The 24,412-nt window shown below is 63.6% G+C and carries 16 protein-coding genes and 2 pseudogenes; 8 read left to right on the plus strand and 10 right to left on the minus strand.

Translation table 11 applies throughout. The features are described 5' to 3' along the window. Positions 1-64: 64 nt before the first annotated feature. Positions 65-1,177 carry a mechanosensitive ion channel family protein gene (locus tag ACV7GQ_RS01160; protein ID WP_470311732.1) on the minus strand — a complete coding sequence of 371 codons (1,113 nt, stop codon included), beginning with the start codon at positions 1,175-1,177 and terminating at the stop codon, positions 65-67. 97 nt (positions 1,178-1,274) lie between these two features. Between ACV7GQ_RS01160 and ACV7GQ_RS01165 the strand changes: the two genes are divergently transcribed. Beyond that, positions 1,275-2,087: an undecaprenyl-diphosphate phosphatase gene (locus tag ACV7GQ_RS01165; protein ID WP_470311733.1), complete on the plus strand. Its 813-nt coding sequence runs from the start codon at positions 1,275-1,277 to the stop codon at positions 2,085-2,087. 55 nt (positions 2,088-2,142) lie between these two features. Continuing rightward, on the plus strand, positions 2,143-3,006 hold the full coding sequence (locus ACV7GQ_RS01170; protein WP_470311734.1) for a CheF family chemotaxis protein: 864 nt from the start codon (positions 2,143-2,145) through the stop codon (positions 3,004-3,006). Between the two features lie 408 nt (positions 3,007-3,414). Here ACV7GQ_RS01170 and ACV7GQ_RS01175 read toward each other — a convergent pair whose 3' ends face one another. The 7 genes from ACV7GQ_RS01175 to acs (ACV7GQ_RS01205) form a co-directional block, all read right to left on the minus strand. Beyond that, on the minus strand, positions 3,415-3,648 hold the full coding sequence (locus tag ACV7GQ_RS01175; protein ID WP_470311735.1) for a DUF8119 family protein: 234 nt from the start codon (positions 3,646-3,648) through the stop codon (positions 3,415-3,417). Positions 3,649-3,657: 9 nt separating this feature from the next. Continuing rightward, entirely contained in the window at positions 3,658-4,128 is a 471-nt protein-coding gene (locus ACV7GQ_RS01180) for a universal stress protein (RefSeq protein WP_470311736.1), read from the minus strand. A 2-nt stretch (positions 4,129-4,130) separates the two neighbouring features. Beyond that, a complete protein-coding gene (locus ACV7GQ_RS01185) occupies positions 4,131-5,813 on the minus strand; it encodes a sodium:solute symporter family transporter (protein ID WP_470311737.1) in 1,683 nt (560 codons plus the stop codon). Next, positions 5,810-6,268: a DUF4212 domain-containing protein gene (locus ACV7GQ_RS01190; protein ID WP_470311738.1), complete on the minus strand. Its 459-nt coding sequence runs from the start codon at positions 6,266-6,268 to the stop codon at positions 5,810-5,812. The genes ACV7GQ_RS01185 and ACV7GQ_RS01190 overlap by 4 nt, the downstream gene beginning before the upstream one ends. A gap of 89 nt (positions 6,269-6,357) precedes the next feature. Continuing rightward, a complete protein-coding gene (gene acs, locus ACV7GQ_RS01195) occupies positions 6,358-8,352 on the minus strand; it encodes an acetate--CoA ligase (protein WP_470311739.1) in 1,995 nt (664 codons plus the stop codon). 70 nt (positions 8,353-8,422) lie between these two features. Continuing rightward, positions 8,423-10,114, minus strand: coding sequence for a bacterio-opsin activator domain-containing protein (locus ACV7GQ_RS01200; RefSeq protein ID WP_470311740.1), 1,692 nt, complete (start codon positions 10,112-10,114; stop codon positions 8,423-8,425). Between the two features lie 143 nt (positions 10,115-10,257). Then, positions 10,258-12,201: an acetate--CoA ligase gene (gene acs / locus ACV7GQ_RS01205; protein WP_470311741.1), complete on the minus strand. Its 1,944-nt coding sequence runs from the start codon at positions 12,199-12,201 to the stop codon at positions 10,258-10,260. A gap of 449 nt (positions 12,202-12,650) precedes the next feature. Between acs (ACV7GQ_RS01205) and ACV7GQ_RS01210 the strand changes: the two are divergent. The 6 genes and pseudogenes from ACV7GQ_RS01210 to ACV7GQ_RS01235 all read left to right on the plus strand — a co-directional run. Then, positions 12,651-12,743 (plus strand): annotated as a pseudogene (locus ACV7GQ_RS01210) (surface glycoprotein); the annotation flags it as partial. Between the two features lie 330 nt (positions 12,744-13,073). Next, positions 13,074-15,452, plus strand: coding sequence for a DUF7282 domain-containing protein (locus ACV7GQ_RS01215; protein ID WP_470313128.1), 2,379 nt, complete (start codon positions 13,074-13,076; stop codon positions 15,450-15,452). A 204-nt stretch (positions 15,453-15,656) separates the two neighbouring features. After that, entirely contained in the window at positions 15,657-16,517 is an 861-nt protein-coding gene (locus ACV7GQ_RS01220) for a CheF family chemotaxis protein (RefSeq protein WP_470311742.1), read from the plus strand. Between the two features lie 160 nt (positions 16,518-16,677). Continuing rightward, positions 16,678-17,868 (plus strand): bifunctional sugar-1-phosphate nucleotidylyltransferase/acetyltransferase, encoded by a 1,191-nt coding sequence (glmU, locus tag ACV7GQ_RS01225; protein WP_470311743.1) that lies wholly within the window; start codon positions 16,678-16,680, stop codon positions 17,866-17,868. Then, complete coding sequence (gene glmS, locus ACV7GQ_RS01230; RefSeq protein ID WP_470311744.1) at positions 17,868-19,658, plus strand: glutamine--fructose-6-phosphate transaminase (isomerizing); 1,791 nt, start codon at positions 17,868-17,870, stop codon at positions 19,656-19,658. The genes glmU and glmS overlap by 1 nt, the downstream gene beginning before the upstream one ends. A 135-nt stretch (positions 19,659-19,793) precedes the next feature. Next, positions 19,794-20,032 (plus strand): annotated as a pseudogene (locus ACV7GQ_RS01235) (DUF8150 family protein). Between the two features lies 1 nt (position 20,033). Here the strand turns inward: ACV7GQ_RS01235 and ACV7GQ_RS01240 are convergent. After that, on the minus strand, positions 20,034-22,388 hold the full coding sequence (locus ACV7GQ_RS01240) for an STT3 domain-containing protein (RefSeq protein ID WP_470311745.1): 2,355 nt from the start codon (positions 22,386-22,388) through the stop codon (positions 20,034-20,036). Positions 22,389-23,057: 669 nt separating this feature from the next. Then, complete coding sequence (locus ACV7GQ_RS01245; protein ID WP_470311746.1) at positions 23,058-24,170, minus strand: DUF4330 family protein; 1,113 nt, start codon at positions 24,168-24,170, stop codon at positions 23,058-23,060. Positions 24,171-24,412: the final 242 nt, after the last annotated feature.

The raw sequence follows: 24,412 nt of genomic DNA on the forward strand, positions 1-24,412 counted from the left end.
ATGCAGATAGGCTGTCAGCCGACAAGTACGTAGCTCCCGATGGACGCCGTGGCAACGCACGCAGTCATCGCACGTCGTCGCGGCTGCCGTCCGTCGGCAGCCGTTCGCCCGCGGACCGCTGGAACAGCTCGCCCGGAACGTCGGTGACAGACACCGAGACGTCCCGCTGTGGGAACGGAATCTCGATGCCGGCCTCCTGGAACCGGGTGTAGACGACCCGGTTGATGTTGTGGATGGCACGTGCGTTGAGCGCGGGGTTCGACACCCAGCACAGCAGCTCGAAGTTCAGTGCGGAGCCACCGAATTCGCGGAAGCGAACCCTCGGCTTGGGGCGGTCGACGACGAGTCCTTCAGCCTCGGCCACCTCCATGAGGATGTCCTCGACGACGTCGATGTCGGTGCCGTAGGCGACGCCGACCGGGACGCGGATGCGGCGCTTCTGTTTGGGCGTGGACTCGTTGACGATGGCGGCGTTCGAGAGCGTCGAGTTGGGGACGGTGACGAGGATGTCGTCACGGGTGCGGATGACCGTCGACCGAACGGAGATGTCCTCGACGCGGCCGCGTTCGCCCGTTTCGAGGACGACGTAGTCCCCCACTTTGTAGGTCCCGTCCAGGTACAGCGATAGCGACCCGAAGAAGTTCGCGAGCGTGTCACGCGCTGCGAGGCCGACGATGATGCCGATGAGGCCGGCCGACGCCAGCAGCGGCGTCGGGTCGATGTCCCAGAGGACGAGCAAGCACAGGACGCTCGCCCCGGCGATCAGCGCGCTCCAGACGTTCTGGAGGATGGGGACGACCTGCCGGTCGATGTAGCGGCTGTCGGTGGCGACGCTGGAGGCCTTCCGACCGACCCGCATCAGCGTCACCGCCCAGACGACGATGACCACCGAGAGCGTCCCGGCCTCCAACGGCACGGCAAGGTCCGGCGAGACGTCGTACACCTGCGTCCCGACGTAGACGCCGGCGACGCTGAGCGTGACGTACAGCGCCGAGTGGACCCCGCGGAGGACGATGTCGTCGACCTCGCCGTCGATACGGGTGGTCACGCGCTTGAGATACCGGTCGCCGACGGCGCGGACGAGGAAGCCGAGGCCGAGGCCGGCGAGAATCAACACGGCGAACCCCTGCCACACCGGGAGCGAGGCCAGCAGGTCGGTGACACCACCCAGTTGCATACCACCCGTTGGCTGGCCGACGTATATATACTGGTCACCCGACGCGCCCGACCACGAGACCGAACCGCCTTTAATCACGGCTGACCGCTCCGTAACTGTGAATCCTATCCTCGTCGCCATATTGCTGGGTCTGTTGCAGGGGATTCTGGAGTGGATTCCCGTCTCCAGCGAGGGGGGTGTCGCCCTCGCATCGACAGTCCTCGCCGGGTTGGACCCCGGCGACGCCACTCGACTCGCACTCTTTCTGCACGCCGGCACGGCTGTCGCCGCCGTCGCGTACTACCGCGGCGAGGTCCGCGAGATTCTCGACTCGTTGACCCGCCTCTCCCGGCGGCCGTTCGCCGACGAGACGGCGGACCTCTCCTTTCTCGTCCTCGCGACGCTGGCGACCGGCGTCACCGGCCTCCCGGCGTACCTCGCGCTCGACGCAGCCGTCTCGGAACTCGAGGGCGGCCTGTTCCTGGCCCTTGTCGGCGGCCTGCTCGTCCTGACCGGCCTCGTCCAGCGGTTCGCCGCGGCGCTGTCGCTGGGCGAACGCAGCCGACCGGACTGGGCCGACGCCCTCCTCGTCGGCGGCCTGCAGGGACTCGCCATCCTGCCCGGCGTCTCGCGGTCGGGGACCACCGTGAGCGCGCTCCTGTTGCGCGGCCACGAGGGCGAGTCGTCGCTCCGCCTCTCCTTCCTGCTCTCGATTCCGGCCGCGCTGGCGGCCAACGTCCTCGTGCTCGTGGATACGGGCCTCCCGTCGATAGCGCCCGCACAGGCCGTCGTCGCCCTCGCGGTCAGCGCCGTCGTCGGCTACCTCACCGTCGACGCCCTCGTTCGTCTGGTCAGGCAGGTCCCGTTCTGGGCGGTCTGTACGGTCTTTGGCGGCCTCGGCGTCGTCGGCGGTCTGCTGGTGGCGCTGTGAGCGCGGTGCTGGAAGTTATATACGATTCGGCGACAACCCTTCGATAACTGCGGCCATGAGTGGTGACGAACGAAAGATAGTGGATGCGTCCGGCGACTACCAGTACGTCGTCCGGGACGGCGACCCCGTCGCCGACCCGCAGTGGCGCTCCTGCCGGCTGATCGTCACCAACAAGCGCCTCCTGCTGGCCACGAACGACGGGAAACAGCCGATTCCTCACTCGAAGATCTCGCTGGTCGACGACGAGTCGACCGTCCCCGACGGCGTCCCGACCGACGCCACCGCCCTGCGTGTCGGTGACAACGTCCTGCTGGTCGACGCGACGAACCTCGACGACTTCGCCTTCGAGTACTGCCGGGCGACGCTGCACGGTTCGGTCATCCTCGCGCGGAGCCCGGCCGTCGTCGGCGGCGTCATCCAGGACGACGCCGAGTGGTCGAAGGCCCGCTTCCGACTGGACGACGAGGAGGTCCGCCTCCAGTTCCCCGGTGGCGGGTCGACCGTCTTCGACATCGAGGACGTCGGCACCATCGAGATCAGCGAGAGCACGGTACTGGGCGAGACACGCGGCGTCGTCGAAGTCGAACACACCGACGAATCCGACCGGAGCGTCGAGACGCACTTCTCGGGCATGCCCCACCACACGGACGCGCTCGAACGGCTGTTCTCGCAGGTGGTCGAGCGCCGCGAGGACGACTACGAACTCACCGAGATGGAGAGCCAGGTGCTGATGGCGCTGTACTCCGGTGTCTCCCCGTTCGAGATGGCCGACTTCGTCGGGACGACGCCCGACGACGTCGAGGAGATATACCAGAAACTGCTCGACGTCGGCGCCGTCGACAAGGTGCGCACCCGGACGGAGGTCAGCCTGAACGCGCAGGGCCGGAACATGGCCAGCGAAGCAATGAGCGGGGAGTAAAGAGACCGAGCGAACGAGGGGGCGCCGAGATGCGCAGTAGAACGTTCATCACGGACGGTAAGTCCCGGTTACGGCCGCTAAACGGAATGGAGCGTGATGGTAGTTAACGCACTGTGATGCGTAGGTTCTGTACCGCCTGCACCGGGGCGGCGACGCATGGACGGGGGGATGGACCGCTCCCGTCTCGCGGCCAGCGCCCCTGGCGGGCGGCACGACGGCGAGGCGTCGACGGGGACAGCGACCCGTCCGACGGCGCCCTCGCCGCGACTCAGGACCAGCTCCGCTTCGTGCCGGCTCCCGTCGCCGACGTGGCCGCACCGAGTCGCCGTGGGGGTGACGCTCGACTCGGTGACTGCCGCACTTGTCGCTCACCACCGTTCTTTCGCCCCGAAAAACGTTCGTTGTGGGCTACGCGTCGTCTTCGCGGACGGCCTCCAGCGACGCGAAGAAGCCGAAGTACGCCACGACGCCGCCGAGCAGCGTCAGGTAGTAGAGCCACTGTGGGCCGCCCGGCAGGAGGTCGAAGACGAGGGTGACGACGGTCACCCACGCGATGGCGAACACGAGGTCGACGAACATCCCCGAGCGGTGCTCACGGACGTGCTCGCCGACGGTCTCGAGTAGGCGTTTCCCGGAGGCCATGGCCATCCGTTACTCCTCCAGTTCCTCCTCGTGTTCGTCGACCACGAGCACGGGCTTGTGCGTCGAGCGCAGGACCCGCTCCGTGACGCTCCCGAGCAGGGCCCGGCGGACGCCCGACCGGCCGTGACTGCCCATCACGACGAGGTCGATACCCTTCGCCTCGGCGTAGCCGGCGATGACCTCGTGAGGTGTGCCGACCCGGACCTCCTCGTGGACCTCGATGCCGTGCTCCGCGGCGGCGTCGGCGACTACCCCAGTGGCCGCGTGGGCCTTCTCCTCCAGTTCGGTCATCTCGCCGAAGTTGCCCTGCTTGATACGGTCGACCTGCTCGGTGCCGAGGCCGAAGTTCACCGCGTCGATGTCGACGACGTACAGCGCGTGCAGTTCGGCACCGTACTTCTCCGCGAGGTCGATGGCGTGGTCGACGGCCACGTTCGCCGTGTCGCTACCGTCAGTCGGGATGAGGATTTGGTCGTACATTGTTAGTCGTCGGCGGGCGTCTCGCCCCCGCTACTGGAGACGATGTCTTCGGCGGTCTGTTGCTGGCCCATCGGCTCGGGGCTGTGACACTGCCGGACCATCTGCTTGGTCTCCATCGGCGGCTCCGGCGTCACCAGCGAGACGGCGATGGTGACGAGGAACACCAGCGGCGTCCCGACCAGCGCGGCGCCGATGGGCGGCACGTACTGTGCGTAGATGGGGATGAGCGCCTGCCCGGACCCACCGGCGATGTCCGCGAGCGCGCCGATGTAGGACGGCAGGACGCTGTTGATGATGGACGTTATCCACAGGAGGAGTCCGACGGACATCCCCGCCAGCGCCCCCTGTCGGTTGGTGTTCTCCCACCAGAGACCGAGGAAGAACATCGGGAACAGCACCGTCCCCGCGAGCGAGAACGCGTACGCGACGAGCTCGCCGATGAGTGCCGGCGGGTTGAACGCCGTCACCGTGACGAGTGCGCCGACGACGATGATCGTCGCACGGCCGATGAGGATCTGCTGTCGCTGGGTCGCGTCGGGGTTGATGAGCTCCGAGTATATGTCGTGGGCGACCGCCGACGAGGCCGTGATGAACAGGCCGGCGGTGGTCGCGATAGCGGCCGCCATCGCGCCGGCGGCGACGAGGCCGACGAACCAGCGCGGGAGGTCCGCGAACTGCGCGGCGAGGACGACGATGACGTCACCCTCCGAGCCGGACATGGCCTGCTCGCCGGTGAAGACGGCCTCCGGCGAGATGTTGTTGACCTGCGCGAACAGGTCGACGCCGAAGGCGGCCATCGCGGGCGCGGCCCAGTACAGCAGGAGGATGAAGAACAGCCCCCAGACGGTCGACCAGCGGGCGGTTCGCTCGCTCTTGACCGTGTAGAACCGCACGAGGACGTGCGGGAGGCCACAGGTCCCGAAGATGAGCGAGAACGCCGTCGCGATCCAGAGGTAGTACGTGTTCCCGCCGGTGAACGGCTCGGAGAACTGCCGGCTCAGCTCGTCGAACAGCAGCCCGTACTCTATCTGCGGGAGCACCGTCGAGTACCCCTGCGTCCAGCCGACGACGTAGACGCCGGCGAGGAACGCGACGATGAGGATGACGTACTGGACGGCCATGTTCTTCGTCGCGCCCAGCATGCCCGAGAGCGCGAGGTAGCCGACGGTGATGGTCATCATCACGACGATCATCGGGACGATGTCCAGCCCGAAGACGTACTGGCCGACAAGCCCCATACCGCGGGCCTGTCCGACCGAGTAGACGTACGCGATGAGCAGCGTCGTAAAGGCCGCCAGGGCACGCGCCGTCGGCGAGTTGAACCGGTCGGCGACGAAGTCCGGCGCGGTGTACTTCCCGAAGCGGCGCATCTGGGCCGCGAGGAAGATGAGCAGGACGAAGTAGCCGGTGGTCCAGCCGACGATGAACGCGAGGCCGTAGAAGCCCGCCAGCGCGACCAGTCCTGCGAGTCCGAGATACGACGCCGCCGACATCCAGTTTGCGCCGATAGCCATCCCGTTCTCGATGTTGCCGATGCCGCGGCCGGCGACCCACATCCCCTCGGTGTCGGCCACCTTGAACACGTAGCCGATGACGAGGAAGGATGCCATCATCAGGAAGACGATGATGGCTGGCACGAGCTTGAAGGAGATGTCGAGCGCCTCGGCTTGCAACGGAACCGTCACTGGTCGACACCCCCGTCGGTGGCCGTCGCGTCGCCGGTCTCCCCGGCCTCAGCCTCGCCGGGGCCAGAGGTGCTGTGGTCGATACCGTACTTCTCGTCGAGCTTGTCCCGCTGGCGGGCGTACACCGCCGCGAGGATGAGCGCGCCCGTCGGCGCGCCGAAGGCGACGAGGAAGTAGTGCAGCGGGAAGCCGATGACCGGCATCGTCACCGTCATCGCGCCGGGGGCGATGGCGGTCAGCGTCACCGGCCCGAAGACGAGGAGCGCCCAGATGATGAAACTCGTCCAGACGATCTTGAGGTGGTCCCGCATGAACGCCGTGCTGGGGTTCAGCAGGTTCACCTCTTCGTCGAGGTAGTTGGTGTTCTGGTGTGCCTGTGCAGCCTGCGTGGCGGTGCCGCCGTCTGCCTGTAGTGGCGACTCGCCGCCCGAGTCATGCGTCTCTGTGTCTGCCATGAATGTGACCGTGGTGTGGTGGTCGCGTGGTGGGTGCGGCCGTGGTGTGTTGGCCGCGTGGTGGTTGGTCTGTTGGAAGCCGATGCCGCTCAGTCGCCGCCGACCTTCGACTGGATGTCGCTCACGACGTCTGGGTTGCGGAGCGTGCTGGTGTCGCCCAGTTCCTCGCCGTTCGCGATGTCCTCGAGGAGTCGGCGCATGATCTTCCCGGACCGAGTTTTCGGGAGTTCAGGCGTGAATATGACCTGCTCGGGCCGGGCGATCGGGCCGATGGCGTCCTCGACGCTCTCGATGATCTCCTGCCGAAGCGCATCGGTCTCCTCGTAGCCGTCCTCGGTGATGACGTAGGCGTAGACGGCCTCGCCCTTGATCTCGTGGTCGCCGCCGACGACGGCGGCCTCGGCGACGCCCTCGACGCCGACGATGGCGCTCTCTATCTCCATCGTGCCCAGGCGATGGCCGGAGACGTTCAGCACGTCGTCGACGCGGCCCAGCACGGTGATGTAGCCGTCCTGGTCGATCTTCGCGCCGTCCTCTGGGAAGTACACCCAGTCGGCGGGGTCGTCGCTGTCGACGTCGGAGTACTCCCGCCAGTACTCGTCGATGAACCGCTCGTCGTTCTTGTACAGCGTCCGCAGCATGCCGGGCCACGGCTTGTTGACGACGAGGTAGCCGGCCTGCCCGGCCTCGACGGGACTGCCGCTCACGTCGACGATGTCGGCGCTGATACCCGGCAACGGCGGCCCGGCAGAGCCGGGTTTCATGTCGCCGACGCCGGGCAGTGTCGTCAGCATCATGCCGCCGGTCTCGGTCTGCCACCAGGTGTCGACCACCGGGGCCGACTCGTCGCCGATGTGCTTGTAGTACCACTTCCAGGCGCGCGGGTTGATGGGTTCGCCGACGGTGCCCAGCAGCCGCAGGCTGGAGAGGTCGTGGCTGTCGGGGTACTCCTCGCCCCACTTCATGAACGCTCGAATCGCGGTCGGCGCGGTGTACAGCTGGGTCGCCTCGTAGTCCTCGACGATCTCCCAGAGGCGGTCCTTGTCCGGGTAATCGGGCGTCCCCTCGTACATCATCGTCGTCGTCCCGAGCGCCAGCGGGCCGTAGATGATGTAGGAGTGGCCCGTAATCCAGCCGATGTCGGCCGAGCAGAAGTAGGTGTCCTCGGGCTTGATGTCCAGCACGGACTGTGAGGTCCAGGCGGCATAGGAGAGGTAGCCGCCGGTGGTGTGTTTGACCCCTTTCGGCTCGCCGGTGGTGCCGGAGGTGTACATGAGGAACAGCATGTCTTCGGCGTCACGGGAGACGGGCTCGACCGTCGCGCCCTCGTGGTCGGACTGCAGGTCCTCGAAGGCCACCTGGTTGTCGGCGTAGTCGTGGTCGAAGCCGTCACCATCGCGCAGGCGCTCGGCGACGGCGACCGTCTCGACCTCGTGGTCGACGCCTGCCAGCCCCTCGTTGGCCTTGTCGAGGTGGTCGAGCGGGTCCCCGCGACGGTAGTAGCCGTCACAGGTGATGAGGTACTCCGAGTCCGCCGCGTTCATCCGTGTCGCCAGGGCGTCCGCCGAGAACCCGGCGAACACCACCGAGTGGGGCGCGCCGATGCGGGCACAGGCCAGCATCGCGATCGGCAACTGCGGAATCATCGGCATGTACATCGTGACGACGTCGTCCTCCTCGACGCCCTGGTCGCGCAGCGCCGCCGCGAACTCGTTGACTTCGCGGTGGAGGTCCTCGTAGGTGTATGTGATGTCGTCCTCGTCCGTGGGTTCGCCAACCCACTCGATGGCGGCCTCGTCGCCGCGCTCGTCGAGATGACGGTCCAGACAGTTCGCCGAGGCGTTCAGCGACCCGCCGGTGAACCACTCGTAGAACGGCGGGTTCGAGTCGTCGAGAACCGTGTCGTAGGACTCCTCCCAGTCCAGCAGGTCGGCCGCCTGCTCCCAGCACTCCGGCCAGTTCTCCTCGAACTCATCGTAGATATCGGGGTCCGATACGTTCGCCTGCTCGACGAACTCCGCCGGGGGCTCGAAGACCTCCTGTTCTTCGAGTCGCGCTTCGAGTTGGACATCGTCATCTGACATGGTCTATCACGTACAATAAATGGGTCCTTCATAAACGCGGGGTCTAACTATCAGAATAACTCACTGACACTTACTCGTCGAGCGTCGTCGGCGGCTCGGTGGGTCTGTCGGCGAAAAACGCCGTCAGGAGCTTCTGCTGGGCCTTCCTGAGGTGGTTGTGGAACGTCGGCGCCGAGACGTCCAGCGACTCGGCGAGTTCCTCGGCGGTGGTCCCCCGGGGCCACTCGAAGTAGCCGCTGTGGTAGGCGGCCGCCAGCACCGTCGACTGTCGCTCGGAGAGGCGGTCCGAGAGTCGCTCGCGAAAGCCGGTGTCTGTCTCGGCGGGTCGCTCCGTCTCCCGTTTGGCCGTCAGCGACGTCTCCGGATAGGCGCCGACGACACCGTCGACCACCTCGCGGAGGTTGCTGTCGCCGGGCAACTCCACCTCGATAGTCGCGGTGCCGCTCTCGGCGTCGAGCGACCGGACGCGGGCGCCGTTCTCGACCAGCTCGAGCGTCGGCGCGGCCGTCACGACGACTTCCAGCAGGGCGCCGTCGCCGTAGTCTTCGATGAGACGCGCGTCGGCGATGTCGTCGTCCTCGGCCGCGTACGACAGCGCCGGGCCGGCGGGCGCGCCGTCGACGACTATGTAGTACAGCAGCGAGCGACCGCCGACGGGGACGACCCCCGTGAGTTCGAGCGAGCAGTCGAGGGCACGCGTCAGCGCCACGGTGAACGCCTCGTCGTCGGTACACTCGAAGGCCAGCTCCGTGACCGTGTCCGCCAACAGGAGGCGCTTGCGCTCGACGGCGGCCAGCGCTGCGCCGACCTGTGCGCCCAGCGCCGCCAGCAGGTCCTGCTCGGCGTCGACGACGTGGACGGTCGTGCCGATGGCGAGGACGCCAGCCGCGGCGTCGTCCCGGACGATGGGGACGAGCGCCATCGGTCCCTCGTCGCCCTCGACCACGCGCACCTCGTGGCTGTCCATCGCGGCCGTCGCGGCGTCGTGCTGGGTCTGCACGTGGTCGGCGACGCGACTCTCGTCGATGCCGGCGGTCGCCTGCGGCGTCAGGCCATCGCCGGTCCGTTCGCTCACCCACGCGAACCGGAACCCCTCGGTCTCGGCCAGTCGGTCGCAGACGGTCTGCTCTATCTCCTCGCCGGTGGCCGCGACGGCCAGCGACTCGCCCACGTCGGCGGCGACGCTGATGGTCCGCCGGAGACGCGCCGGCGTCGGGACGTCTTCGGACCCCTCGATGGCTCGGACCACCGTCTCCCGGTCCGGATCGTCGAGTAACGGCTCCAGCCGTGCGAGGCGGTCCCAGCCGCCCAGCGCGCAGACGACGTGTGGCGGCACGCCCTCCGAGAGCATCGTCGCCGCGAACCGCCAGCGCAGGTCGCGTGAGGAGACAGCTTCGAGGCGCGGTGTCGCCTCCGCCGCGCGGCCGGCCACCTCCGAGACGAGCATCTGGAGGCGACGGGCCGACACCGAGAACAGCGGTTCTTCCGGGTCTCTGTCGGCCGCACTGGCGAACTTCCGCATGTCGTGTTCGACGCCGGCCGGCAGGTACGCTTCCCGGTCGATACTGTCGTCGTCGCGCACGCGCAGGAAGAAGTGATTCTCGGCGCTGGTCACGTCGGCCAGCCGGACGCGGGTCATCTCTGCCGGCCGGAGGCCCACCTCCGCGCCGAACCGCAAGACGAGATCCTCGCGATGGGTCTCGGCCGCGCGGCGCAGCTGCTCGTACCCCCGCGCACCGAGGACGTCGGTCCGCTCTGCCATGCTGTTTCGCGTGTTCGAAGGTAAGCGAAATAAGCATACGGGACAGTCCACGGCTGCAGGCCGGGCCTACGGTCCAACTCCTGTCTAAATGTGAGATGCTGATTAGTATCGTTTCGGGAAACTGACTTTCAGCGAAACACGTCTCATCGCTCGGGCGTCGCCGACTGCAACTCGCCGAGTATCTCGGGGTTGCGAAGCGCGCTGGTGTCGCCCAACTCCTCGCCGTTGGCCACGGCAGTCAGCAGGCGGCGCATCACTTTGCCCGACCGCGTCTTCGGGAGGTCGGGCGTGAACACCACCGTTTCGGGTGTAGCGACACCGCCGATGGCGTCCTCAACGGCGGACTCGATGCGCCCGTGCAGGTCCGTCTCGGTGTAGCCGTCCTCGGGCGAGACGTAGGCGTAGAGGGCCGTCCCGGCCGTCTCGTGGGACGCGCCGACGACGGCGGCCTCCGCGACGCCGGTGACGCCGGTGATGGCCGATTCGAGTTCCATCGTGCTGAAGCGCCGCCCCGCGACGTTGATGGCGTCGTCGACGCGCCCAAGGACGGTGACGTAGCCGTCGGCGTCGACCGACGCGCCGTCTTCGGGGTGGTAGCGCCACTCGTCGCCGAAGGTCGCCGCCTCGCCCCATCCCTCGCCGGTCCGCAGGTCGCTGGGCATCCCCGGCCACGGGCGCGTGACGACGAGTTCGCCGGCCTCGTCTACCTCGACGCTCTCGCCCGCGGGGTCGACGACGTCCGTCTGGATGCCCGGAAGCGGTTTCCCCGCCGCGCCGGGTTTCATCGCGTCGACGCCCGGCAGCGTCGAGACGAGGATGGCGCCCGTCTCGGTCTGCCACCACGTGTCGACAACGGGACACTCGCCGCCGCCGATGTGCTCGCGGTACCAGCGCCACGCCCGTTCGTCGATGGGTTCGCCGACGGTCCCGAGTAAACGGAGGCTAGAGAGGTCGTGGCGCTCCGGGTACTCCTCGCCCCACTTCATGAACGTCCGCACGGCCGTGGGCGCGGTGTAGAACACGTCGACGGCGTACCGGTCGACGATTTCCCAGACGCGGTCTTTCTCGGGATGGTCCGGCGTCCCGTTGTACAGCACCGCCGTCGTCCCCAGCGCGAGGGGGCCGTAGACGATGTAGGAGTGGCCCGTGATCCAGCCGATGTCGGCCGAACACCAGTAGGTGTCCTCGGGCTTGATGTCCAGTACGGATTGTGAGGTCCACGCGACGTGCGCGAGGTAGCCACCTGTCGTGTGGTCGACGGCCTTCGGTTCGCCCGTAGTGCCGGAGGTGTAGATGCGAAAGAGTGTGTCGCCGGCGTTGCGTGGCACGGGGGCGACCGTCTCACCGTCGTGGGCCGCTCGCAGGGCGTCGTAGTCGTAGTAGCCGTCGCCCAGATGGACGTCACGGCTCAGGATGTCCAGCACGACCACCGAGACGTTCTGGTCGACGGCGATGCGGGCGTTGTCGGCCTTGTTCTTCTGGGCGACGGCGCTCCCCCGACGGTAGTAGCCGTCGCAGGTGACGAGCAACTCCGACCCGGTCCGCTCCATCCGCTCGGCCAGCGCGTCGGCGGAGAAGCCCGCGAAGACGACGTTGTGGACGACGCCGAGACGGACACACGCCAGCATTACGATGGGTAGTTCGGGTACCATCGGGAGGTAGATCGTGACGACGTCGTCTTCCTCGATGCCCTGCTCGCGCAGTGCAGCCGCGACGGCGTTGACTTCGCGGTGGAGTTCCCGGTAGGTGTAAGTCTGGGACTCGTTGAGGTGGCCCTCCCAGATGAGCGCCAGTTGATTCTTCCGTTCGGGGAGGTGCCGGTCGATACAGTTGTAGGAGGCGTTCAGCGATCCGCCGGGGAACCACTCGAACGGCGGGTCCTCACCGCCCTGGAACACCTCGTCGTAGGGCTCGTCCCAGTCCAGCAGGTCCGCGGCCCGCTCCCAGCAGTCTGGCCACTCCCGCTCGAACGTCTCGTACACCGACGGGTCCGAGACGTTCGCCTGGTCGACGAACCATGCGGGTGGGTCGATGGTCGGCCGGTCGCCTATGGCGGTGTCGCGGCCGGAGCCGTCGCCCCCTGTCATTGGTCGAACGTTTGGCGGTGCCGTGATAAGCGTTGGCGCTAGTCACGAAGCGGTTCGTGGGTCGTGCGACTCGCTCGGGAGTGTCTCGTCTGCTTGGTGGGCTGTCGCCTTGGTATCGGGGCGTGTGCGTACCCAGGTCATTACCGTAAACAGGCCCATAGAAATGAACTCGTTCTGACTACTACGGCGTGGTGATATGCGAGAACAGACGCAGGTAGCGTTGGCTGTCCCGTTTTCGTGTTAAACACCGCCTACGTTGGGTTTGTGTTGTGTTGACATAGGGTCTTTCAGAGACACAAAGCATTTACCAGACCCACCAGAAGAGTGGTCCGTACCCCTACCCATGGCGCCAGAAGTGAGTACACCGGTTCGGTCTACGCGCGGTCGCGGTGACTGCGTTCCGACCACGTGGAAAACGGCTGACGCCGCCCGATAGCAACCAACAAACTATGACAGATACAAACGAAAAAATCCGCAGCCTGTTCCTCGCAGGTCTGATGGTGATGTCCGTATTCGCATTCACCGTCGGCTTCGCTGGCAGCGCCGCTGCTGCCGGGAACGAGGACCCCTCGTTCGAACAGGCTATCGAGTATAACGGTAACATCGAAGTTACCTTCGAACAGCCCGTCGGAACGAATGCAAGTAGTGGCACTACCGCACTAGGCCCGAGCAATTTCACGGTCTACGTTGACGGTAATGAGCGCTCGGTCACCTCCGTGACTAATGTTGGTGGTGGTGTAACTGACAAATACGTTATCACTAACATCAATAACCTTGACCCCAATCAAGAGGTTGAGGTTGAGACTAACACCATTGCCACTGGTATTACCGGTAGCACCGGCTACGCCGACCTCGGTAACACGACGGTCGACGTGACCTCGGTCAACGCGCCTTACACTTCCTCGGCTACTACCCAGGATAGCGCTATTAGTGTCTACCGTGGCTCCGTTCTCCACCTGCAAGCGAACGGTGACAACGGTGGCATCACTATCAAACAGGTCGGCGGGAGCACCCTACTCGATGGGACGACTCCGGACAACAGCTCGCGCCTCGCCTACGACACCAGCAACCTCGACACTGGTGAGTCCTACCGCATCCAGTACGAGAACTCTGGTAACGATGTCTACTTCAACGTCAGTGACCTGAACCTCCAGATCACTGACCAGAGCTCCGATATCACGGACGAGGACGACATCGAAGTCTCGGCGAGCGCCATCCGTGGCAGCTCGCCCGTGACTGCGACGCTGTTTGACGACAGCGGTGACGAAGTCGCTACCCAGACGGCCAGCCTCAACGGCCAGGGTAACGTCGACGTCACGTTCGCTTCCTCGAACCTCGACGCTGAGGAGTCCGACTCCTACACCGTCGAGATTGTCGACAACAAGACGGCTACGTCGGCGACCACCGACCAGATTAACGTCTCCGAAGCTCAGGCAGGCTCCGCGAGCTTCGCTGATTCCGTTGTTTCGGAACAGCGCGGTGACGTTGTCGAGCTCACCGTCGAACTCGAGAACACCGACACTGCAACGGTCCAGCTCGGTGACTACGCCGACGACAACTACAACATCAGCGCCGAAGTCGTCGACGACGACGGTGACGGCGAAGTCGGTCTGCTGTTCAACACGTACGTCGCTGGTTCCGATGCGAGCGCGAGCGACGTCCTCACGCTCAACGACAGCGACGACGACATCACTGTCCTGAACGAGGGTGGCAGCTTCGCCGACGGTGGTGCTGTTGGTGCAGACATCCTGAGTGCGACTGACTACGACGCGCTGGTCGTCGCTGGGACGACGAGCGGCAACACTGTCGACAACGAGGACGACGTCGCGACGGTCTCGCTCAGCGAGCGCTCCACCGACGGCGTCCAGATGTGGACCGCACCCGGCAACAGCTACAGTGACGTTGCAGGTGCTGAAGTGAGTGAGGTCTACGGACTCGCCGGTAACGACAACCTGACCCAGACCGACACTATCGCTATCGGTGACACCGGTGTCGCGCAGGTTCAGGCCTCCGGCCTCGAAGGCCTCTTCACCTACTACGTCGACACGACGGGTACCTTCGACAACGCCACGCAGGCGTACAAGGTCGTCTCCGGCGCTGCACCCGGTCCTATCACGACTTCTGGTGGTGCCGTCGCTACCGGTCCAGTTAACCTGACGTTCGACGACCAGAACCCTGGTGCGAACGTCGACAGTGCACAGTACAACGCTGACAACCTCAACTACGAGAACGTCTCCGTCATCTACGACGAGGCGAACGACACGCACTTCGTCGTGTTCAACAGCCAGAGCCTGACGAACGCTCCGTTCAACGGTGAGGACGAGAGTGAGTTCGCGGCGAACTTCACTGTCTTCGGTGAGGACGTCAACAGCGACCTCGCCAAGGACAACGCTTCGGTCGAGGACGCCTTCGAACTCGCCGACCGCGACGCCACGCTGAACGGTGGTAACGACATCACCATCCAGGCGGCATCCGGTCAGCAGTTCTCCGGCACGACGAACCTCGCACCCGGTACCGAGGTCACCGTCCGCGTCCGGAGCACCGACTCGTCCAGTCCGTTCCTCGAGCAGCCGACCGCTATCGTCCAGCCGGACGGTAGCTTCACCGCGACGGCTGACTTCAGCGAGTACAGCCCCGGTACGAACTTCACTGCTCAGACCCGACTGCGCGGCACGTCCATCGGTGACTCCATCGACGGGACGCTCGGCTCCGCGCCGACGGCCTCTGTGAGCATCAGTGATCAGGAGTCCGCCGGTGAGACGGTCGTCGTCGACAGCGCCACGCTGTCGGAGGGCGGCTTCATCGCCATCCACAACGGCTCCGCCACGGGCGACGTCATCGGTGCCTCCAGCTACCTCGAAGCTGGCAGCCACGAGGACGTCGAGATCACGCTGGACTCCGCTCAGGACGAGGACTTCACTGCGGTCGCGATGCCGCACCTCGACACTGACGGTGACCAGACCTACGACTTCCCGGACAACGACGGTCCGTACACGTCCAACGGCTCCGCTGTGACCGACTCTGCCAACGTCACGATTGTCTCCGGCGAGGAGACCACGACGGAAGAGCCGACCACGGAAGAGCCGACCACGGAAGAGCCGACGACCGAGGAGACCACGGAAGCGCCCGAGACGATGGAGACGACCACGGAAGAGACGACCACTGGTGACAGTGGCCCCGGCTTCACCGCGGTCATCGCTCTCGTCGCTCTCGTCGCTGCCGCACTCCTCGCAGTCCGACGCGACAACTAACGGGAACTTCCCGTCCTGACTTTCGCCCTTTCTTTCGCGCGCTACGTCGATAGCGGCAGCGCTGTACGTGGTCCGCACTTGAGCTTCGCTTGAAAGCTATCTACGCAGTATACGACGGCTCGTCCCATCTCGGTCTCAGCAGCGACACTGGCGGCGGAAGCTATATCCACGGCCCTAAACAACCACGGATAGAGGCCGCGGGGTATGAGCGACACAGAGAAGAAAATCGCCGACATGCAGGGCCAGTACCTGCTCGCCGTCACGCAGGGCCAGCGTCTCACCGACGCCGAGTGGCGAAACTGTCGCGTCGTCCTCACGACCGAGCGACTCGCGCTCATCGGCGACAACAAGCGTCAGATTGCGCTGGACGACATCGACCGCATCGCCGACCGATTTGACGTGAACCAGCAGAGCGCGGGCGTCTCCGAGTACCTCGCCTTCCACGTCGGGGAGGACGTCGTCCTCGTCGCGGCGTCAGACCACGAGGTGTTCCAGACGGATTTCTACCGGGCGAGCCTCGACGGTGCGGTCATACTTGCCCAACACCCCGCAGTGAAAGGCGGCGTCGTCCAGGATGCTTCGTGGACCAAAGGGCGGCTGAAGGTGACCGACGAGGCACTTCGGCTGGCGCTGGCCGACGGACAGGCCGTCGACATCGAGCGGACCGACATCGGTGACCTGACCGTCGAGGACAAACAGGTCTCGGGTGAGGAACGTACCGTCATACAGGTTGAACACAGCGAGGGCGACATCAGCGTCGAGACGCATCTGGCCGGCGAGGAGTTCCACGCAACCGTGCTCCGGACGATGCTCGAAGACAGCGCCGAGCAGAACCGCGCTGACCTCGACCTCTCGTCGACGGAGAAGCGGGTCATCATGGCGCTGCACTCGGGCGTTTCCCCGTTCGACATCCCCAACTTCGTCGGCATCGACGTCGAGAAGACCGAGGCCATCTTCGACCGCCTCATCGAACTTGACGTCATCAGCGTCGTCCGCGAACGGACGGAGGTGGCGCTGACGACGAAAGGGCGGCGTGTCGCAGGCGACCGGATGGGCGAGCAATAACGTGGTTCGCCGCAGACAACGCGAGCGAGTGGTCACATTGACCACCGAGCCAGTAAGCAGTAGGCAGCGCCTGCGACGTTTGTGCCCACCGACCCCGTACGAACCTCGAAACCGGCAGTAGTCCCGCCATATTCAAATCCCCACTCCTGTTGATACGAGTATGGAAATCGACACGGCTGTCGTCCTCGCGGCCGGCGAGGGCACGCGGCTTCGCCCGCTGACGCGGAACCGGCCCAAGCCGATGTTGCCGGCCGGCAACCGGCCGATTCTGGCCCACGTCTTCGACGCGCTGGTAGAGGCCGGCGTCGACCGACTGGTGACCGTCGTCGGCTACAAACGTGACCGCGTACAGGACCATTTCGGGTCGACGTATCGCGGCGTTCCGATTACGTACGTCACCCAGCACAAGCAACTCGGGAGCGGCCACGCGCTGTCGCAGGCCCGCTCGGTCGTCGACGGGCCGACGCTCGTGTTGAACGGGGACCGCCTTATCGACGCCGACACTGTCGAGGCCGTCGCGGACACCTTCTCTACGACCGGTGACCCCGCACTCGCCGTCGTCGAACGACAGGACACGAGCCGGTACGGGGCCGTGGAGGTACGCGACGGTATCATCTCGGACCTCGTCGAGAAGCCCAGAGAGGGCGACTACCGCCTCATCAACGGTGGTGTGTATGCGTTTTCGGCGGCCATCTTCGACGCTATCGAGGCAACCTCCCGAGAGGAGGGTGAGCTGGCACTCACGGATACGCTCGCGAACCTCATCGAGTCGAATCGCGTTCGTGGGGTGGAAGTCGACGGGATGTGGGTCGATGCGACCTATCCCTGGGACTTGCTGACCGTTGCCCGCGAGGTACTCGCCCGCGGGCGCGTCGTCGAGAGTGCGCGGCGTGAACAGGTCTGGATCGATGACTCCGCGCGTGTCCACAACGAGGCCGTCTTGCAGGGGCCAATCGTCATCGGTCCGGACTGTGAGGTCGGCCCCGACGCTGTCATCGGGCCGAACGTCGCACTCGGTGCGAACGTGACCGTCGGAGCCAACTCTGTCGTCCAGCGCAGCGTCCTTGATGCCGACACGCGCGTCGATGCCGGGTCGACGTTGTTACAGACCGTTACGGGACAGGACGTCCACCTCGGCGCTAGTACGGTCGTTCCGGGCGGCCCCGCAGACGTCCAGGTCGGCACGCGCGTCTTCGAAGACCAGCGACTGGGCGCGGTCATCGCCGACAGAGCGCGTGCCCGCGGTGACGTGAGTTTCGCGCCAGGGGCGTTAGTCGGGCCGAACGCGACGCTGGACGCTGGTGTGACCGTGGACGGTAACGTCGACGAGGGCGTGGAGGTGACCCGCTGATGTGTGGCATCATCGGTTGTGTCGGTCGTGGCGATTCGACGCTCGATACGCTGGTGCATGGCCTCTCGAAACTGGAGTATCGGGGCTACGATTCGGCCGGTGTGGCGATGGCCAACGGCGGCGTCGACGTTGTCAAGACCTCCGGTGAGATCGACGACCTTCGCGAGACGCTCGAGGGATCGGCACTGACCGGTGAGGTTGGTATCGGGCATACGCGCTGGAGTACGCACGGGCCGCCCACCGACGCGAACGCCCACCCACACCAGGACTGTACGGGTGACGTGGCGGTCGTCCACAACGGCATCATCGAGAACTACCAGTCGCTACGCGACGAACTCGTCGGGGCCGGGCATACGTTCACGTCGGATACGGACACTGAGGTCGTCCCCCATCTGGTCGAAGACGCGCTTGCAGACGGGGCAGAGCCGGAGCGTGCGGTCCGTGAGGCGATTTCACGGCTGGAAGGGAGCTACGCTGTAGCTGTCGTCGTCGCAGGCCACGAGACGGTGTACGCCGCGCGTAACGACTCGCCGCTCGTGTTGGGGCTCGGTGAGGACGAGACGTTCCTCGCGAGCGACGTGCCGGCATTCCGCGACTACACCGACCAGGTCGTCTATCTGGCAGACGGTGAGTTCGCGCGACTCGACGCCGAGGGCTGGACCGTGACGACGCTTGGTGGCGAGCCCGTCGAGAAAGACGTGGATACGATCGAGTGGGACCCCGAGGAGACGGGCAAGAGTGGGTACGATCACTACATGCTCAAGGAGATTCACGAGCAACCGCGGGCGTTGCGGCAGTGTCTCCGCGGCCGCGTCGACGAGATGGCCGGCGCCGTCGACATCGAGGATCTGGGTGACCTTTCGCCGACGGGTGTGCAGTTCGTCGCCTGCGGGACGTCGTATCATGCAGCGCTCTATGGCGCGCAACTGTTCCGTGAGGCAGGGATTCCCGCACAGGCGTTTTTGGCTAGTGAGTACGCGACGTCGGTGCCGCCCATTGGCGATGCACTTGTCGTGGGCGTGACCCAGAGTGGGGAGACGGCCGATACGCTCTCTGCCTTGCGGGCGGCCCGCAAGCGCGGCGCACGGACGCTGGCCGTGACGAACGTCGTCGGGTCGACGGCCGCTCGGGAGTGTGACCACGCCTTCTACATCCGCGCCGGCCCCGAGATCGGCGTGGCGGCGAGCAAGACGTTCTCCTCCCAACAGGTGGCGCTGAACCTGTTGGCACTGGGGATGACCCGATCCGATGAGGTTCGGGAGATCATCTCGGCATTGCGTGAGTTGCCCGGGAACGTCCAGCGGGTGCTGGATGAATCGGCTGCGCATGAGGTGGCCGAGATGTACGAGGACGCAGGTGCGTACTTCTTCATCGGTCGCGGCTACCAGTACCCGGTCGCGCTGGAGGGCGCTCTGAAGATGAAGGAGATTACGTACAAGCACGCCGAAGGCTTCGCGTCGGGTGAGCTGAAACACGGGCCGCTCGCGCTGGTGACGGAGGACACGCCCGTGTTTGCGGTGGTGACTGGCGACGGCGAGCAGGCCCGGAAGACCGTGGGCAACGTCAAAGAGGTCGAAGCGCGAGACGCGCCGGTGGTGGCGATTTCCGACGGACAGTCGGATGTCGATCGGTATGCCGATTACGTGCTGGAGTTACCCGAGACCCATCCACGGGCGGCCGCCGTGTTGGCGAACACGCATCTCCAGCTGGTGTCCTATCACGTTGCGAACCTGCTAGGGCGGAATATCGACAAGCCGCGGAATCTGGCGAAGAGCGTGACGGTTGAGTAACCGAGGTTTACCTCCTACCACTATCCTCACTGGCAGGATTTCGAGAGTGCAGTGCCTCTCCACGTCTTGTTCGAGAAAAACTTAGCACGCCAGGACTCGAACAGTGGATACAGGAACTTGAGGTAACGGACGCATATGACCAACTCCGACGAACATCACGATCTTGCGGACAAGCACGAGCGTAATCGGGCTCAACGAATCGCACAGATCAAACGCTGGGTCGCATACATAGAGTCTCAGCCATCCGATGAGTGGGGCCCCAACTCAACTCGTTGATCGAGTCGCAACTCGACGCCGCTCGAAGCGCAGACGTCTCTGCTGAGGAGTACCAGCGAACCGAAGCGGCAAGTCATGCGCGGAGCGACGACGAATAGCTCAGGATTGATTCTGTTGAACCGTCACGTTCTGACCTCGATACACGGCTGTCTCTGCTACTGAGACGTTGTACGAGCTATCGACTGTTTGCACGTCGTACGGGCCCGGATTCGCGACGGTCACCGCAAAGCGTCCGTTCTGATCTGTGGTGGTCTGCCGTTCGTACGTGAACGAGGCTTCCGAGACAGAGGCCGTCGTCGTGACCGACACTGTCGTGTTCGGTGCAGCGGTCCCCTGTATCGTCGCACCGGGAACGATGGCGAACGCTTTGTAGTTGCCATCGGGGCTGGCATAGACCGGACGGTACCGGGCTACTCCGGCGACGCCGTTGTTACGTGAGCCATAGTTCTTGTACAGTCGTGTATAGAGTGCCGTTGGCTGCTCAACTGGGATGTCGTCTGTGAGGACGACATACCCCGCGCGGCCTTCGAGACGATTGGCCCATCGCTGTGGGTCTGTTGCAGTAGCAAACGATGCGTAGTTGCTTCGCGCGTAGCCATAGCTGCGAGACTCGCCGTTCACGAAGTAGTTGTACATCCGATTGCGGCCCCACTGACTGAGGACGTAGTTTTGGGGATACTCCAGACCACGTTGGGTGGCGTCGTCTTCTATCGCGCTCGCTGTATCGTAGGCGCCGCCGTCGATGGTTACCTGGCTCGTCTTGATCGGTGTCTGTAGCATCCCAAAGCTCCCCACAAGAAGAAACAGGGTGACGAGAGCCGCGATAGTTCTGGTATCAGGAACGTGTGGCGATACGAGCGAATCTCGCATCGTTTCTACTGACTGTGCAAGGTCGATGTGTGCGGCAAGGTAGACGAACCCATAACCGGCGAACAGCGCGCCGAAGGTCGCGAACTCACCAACGAAGCGCATCTGAATGGCTGCCAGTCCGAGGAAGTACCACGCGTAGACAGTGGCAACGAGCCAGTCTGTTCGGCCCTCCGCGGTAAGGCGAACGGCCCAGAGCATCGCTGGCAGCGCGAGCACGAGTGTAAAGCCAAGCAGGAACAGGAAGCCGAACGATTCACTACTGAATAGGCCATATACTTCGGCGATGCCGTCCGACCGGAACAAGGCATCCGTCCGTGCGAGTGCTTCGGCCCACCGTTCTGGGGACGTGAAGCGAACGAGTGCAAGCCCGAGCAGTCCAGTGACGGCGTCGACAGCGACGAGGTGTTTGGCTGTTCCGCCGAGTCGGTCGACGGCGATCGCGGTCAGGACGACGCCGACAGTTCCGACGAACAGGAGTGCTGGCGTACTGGCGACGAGTGTCGTGTGCCAGCCGGCCCCGGCGTGAATTATCCACGTGAGTAGTGCCCCGAGTCCGGTTCCGACGAGGACGGGGACGTATCGAAGTGTTGCACTGCGTCCTGCGTGGCAGTCGACGATCGTCGCCAGCATTACCGTCAGACCGACAGGTACGATTAGTAGTGGGCCAGCCTGCCAGGACAAGACCTGGCCGGCGATACCGGTACCGAGTGTGCCCGCGGCAAGCCATGGCGTCGGTGTTCGAAACCACGTCATTACGTGGTCACTTCGTCTGAAAGTGAGGATGACGACGAGTGCGAGCGCTGTGAGCCCTAACCACGGGTAGTCGAACGCGTGGTGGTCAGCAAACCCAAGGCTCGTTCGAAATGCATGGCCCGGGATGAATGCCAACACGAGTACGGCTGCCAGTCCAATTCGCCGGTCGCTAGTAATGTGGACAGCAAGTAGATACAGGAGGAGTGCTGATAGTACAGCCGAAGCAACGGGATACCACGCGAGTACGTGGCCGATGACATCAGGGGTGCCACCGAAGAGTTCTGCTAGCCACCACAGCGTCGCGATCATTAGTGGTTCGCCCTTCGTAACCGCGCCTGGAAGCACTGCGAGCGAAGAAAGGTCGGCGCCACTAGCCTGGGTGGCTACTTGTTCGACCCAGTAGCGGTAGGCATAGGGATCATTCCCTGAGAGAACGATATCGCCGTTGCGGTAAATCGAACCGAGGATATATGTGCGAGCGATAGTGACGACAGCGAGTGCTCCCACAAGCATTCCGGCGGCCGATGTATTGACCGTCGGCCAAGGGACCGTTGGCTTGGAACTATTGATGATTGCATCCGTGGTGTGTACGTCTGCCGACTCATCATCAAGGGCTCGTCTGACTGCTTCGGGATTCGCAAGTTGGTAGTGGCTGTCAGTTTTCTCGACGACGCCATGTGAGACAAGTTCACCGAATGCGCCAGAATCGATTGCGACGTCGTCAAAATTCCACTTCTCGTTCTTAGAGTCCACAGCAAGAACGGTCTCAAGTGCAGATTCTAGTCCGGGACGATTTTCCAGTAGCGTAGCTGCCCCGTTCTCCTCGCTCATGCTTCCATGCTTTCTTGTCGAGTGAATAAACCCATTGGGAATACGCTACGCATCGCGGTATGGCTGCCGCCGATTTTCATGCAGGACATAAACTCATATTGATGCTATCGAATTCCGCATATCGAATAGAACAGTTGTCTTTGAGTGGCTGTAATCCTGTCATCCAGAATTTCATCGATATACTACCGAATGTAGCCAAAAAATGGCCTGGTGTAGGTTAGTTAGCTCTTTTTCTAATACAGTTCATTATTTTTGTACATTCTTGCTATAGCGATATCAGAACAGTGACTGCAAGTTCATAGCCGCATATTCCAGAGAGTGGGGGAGATGCATGATATCATCAAATCGGTCTCTCATACTACTGGCGACTGATTTTACACGTGAGTGGCGTTAGCTCTCCTCGATTTACAGGATGATTCTGTCTCGTAAGGCAATATACGGGCCAATGATGCACGGCTCTCGAATATCTATAATGGTGATATTGGGTCGCAGTCTTTCGTGAGCCAGCAATCGCGATATGGGTTGCAAATAACTGAGCTTATTGGTTACATGTATCGCTGAACCGCTTGATGAGGAGGCAAGTGTTTCACTGTCCCCGAGCGGTCAAGAACAACCGTAGCCAGTCACCGAGGAAGGCCATGCTGCTTCAGTCAACTGCCCACACACAGATTACATCGAAACGACTGTCGCTTCGATGGTAACAGTCCCGAGGTCCAGGACGACCGTTGAGCCAGTCTGGAGTGGTCGGGCTTTGAACGTCGGTCCTGTCTCTGTCTCACGGACAGTAATCTCAGCAGTGATTGTCACATCCTTGATTCGCGGGTGGTCTCGTTCGTATATCTGCCCGTCGTCACTTGTGACGACGACTGTCGCTGGCTCACGCGTCACGTTTGTGATACGGGCGACTGTGTCTCCGTGGACAGTCTCGGTCATGCCCGTCTCAATACTCTCGGCATGTGTGGGCGGGACGTCTTGGAGTCTCAGTATGACTGCCTGTGTTGTTGGATCCCCCCGAGGCTCAGTCGCCCCAATCCTCGTGATGTTGCCGGAGAGTTCGTAGCTGTCTGTCTGGAATGGGATTGTTGCTCCTTCACGAATGGTTGTGGCGCCAAAGCGAGTTGTATCGCCGTCAGAACGTGTCGAAAGTGTGAGGCCGACGATGAGGCGCTTGCGTTCAGGCTTAGCCGTGCCATAGGCAGATACTGACTCAACCGTTCCGATATCGCGACCCGCGACGCTATAGGCATCTCCCGGCTCAATGGTCCTGGCCGTGGTTGTCTGCACGGTGTCAGTCACGACGAGTTTGGTCTGCTGTGTGTTGGGGCCCTTGCCGATGTCGCGGATAGTGCCTGAAACATTGTAGCGATTGGTCTGTATCGTCAGATTCCGGCCTAGTCGCGGTGGCGCGTTGATGTACGAGAGGGTGTCATCAGTGAGAGGTCCTTGGAGTGCGACGCCGAGGATGACATGTGTCTGACCGTCTTGGGGACTGAAGTAGATCTCAGTGATGGTGAGATTGGTGTTCTCGGTTGGTGAGTACGTATCTCCTTCTGCGAGTGCAGCAACGATATAGTCTGGTTGGGTGCCGAGATCAAGCGTGGCTTGCGTACTGCCGAGTTCCGGTTCTGGGTCAGCTTGTGGGTCGGGCTGGAGAGCGAAGGTTGCCCCGACAATAACGACAATGAGGACAAGTATGACGACAAGGGTGTCGACGACGTTAACAACGCCGAAGAGTCTGCCATCGCCATCGATGATTGGTGACGACGTATCTTTCTTAGCCATGCTGTTTACGCTTGGTGGTTGAAATATTGCTCTTTCGCTATCCTATCTTCATAACTATGCTATCTGTAGTTGTCAACAATACTGCGTAGTGGCTAGAGTTGGGAAATTGAAATATCTGCCATATGTTGGTACAGGAACAAACTCCGGAACTATGATACTGTTCAAGACAATGGATGACCCACACTGTGGCTAGATGGGCAACCGAGCGTCATAGAATAACATCAAATGCACAAATAACAATT

The organism is Haloarcula sp. MBLA0163, from assembly GCF_055632435.1.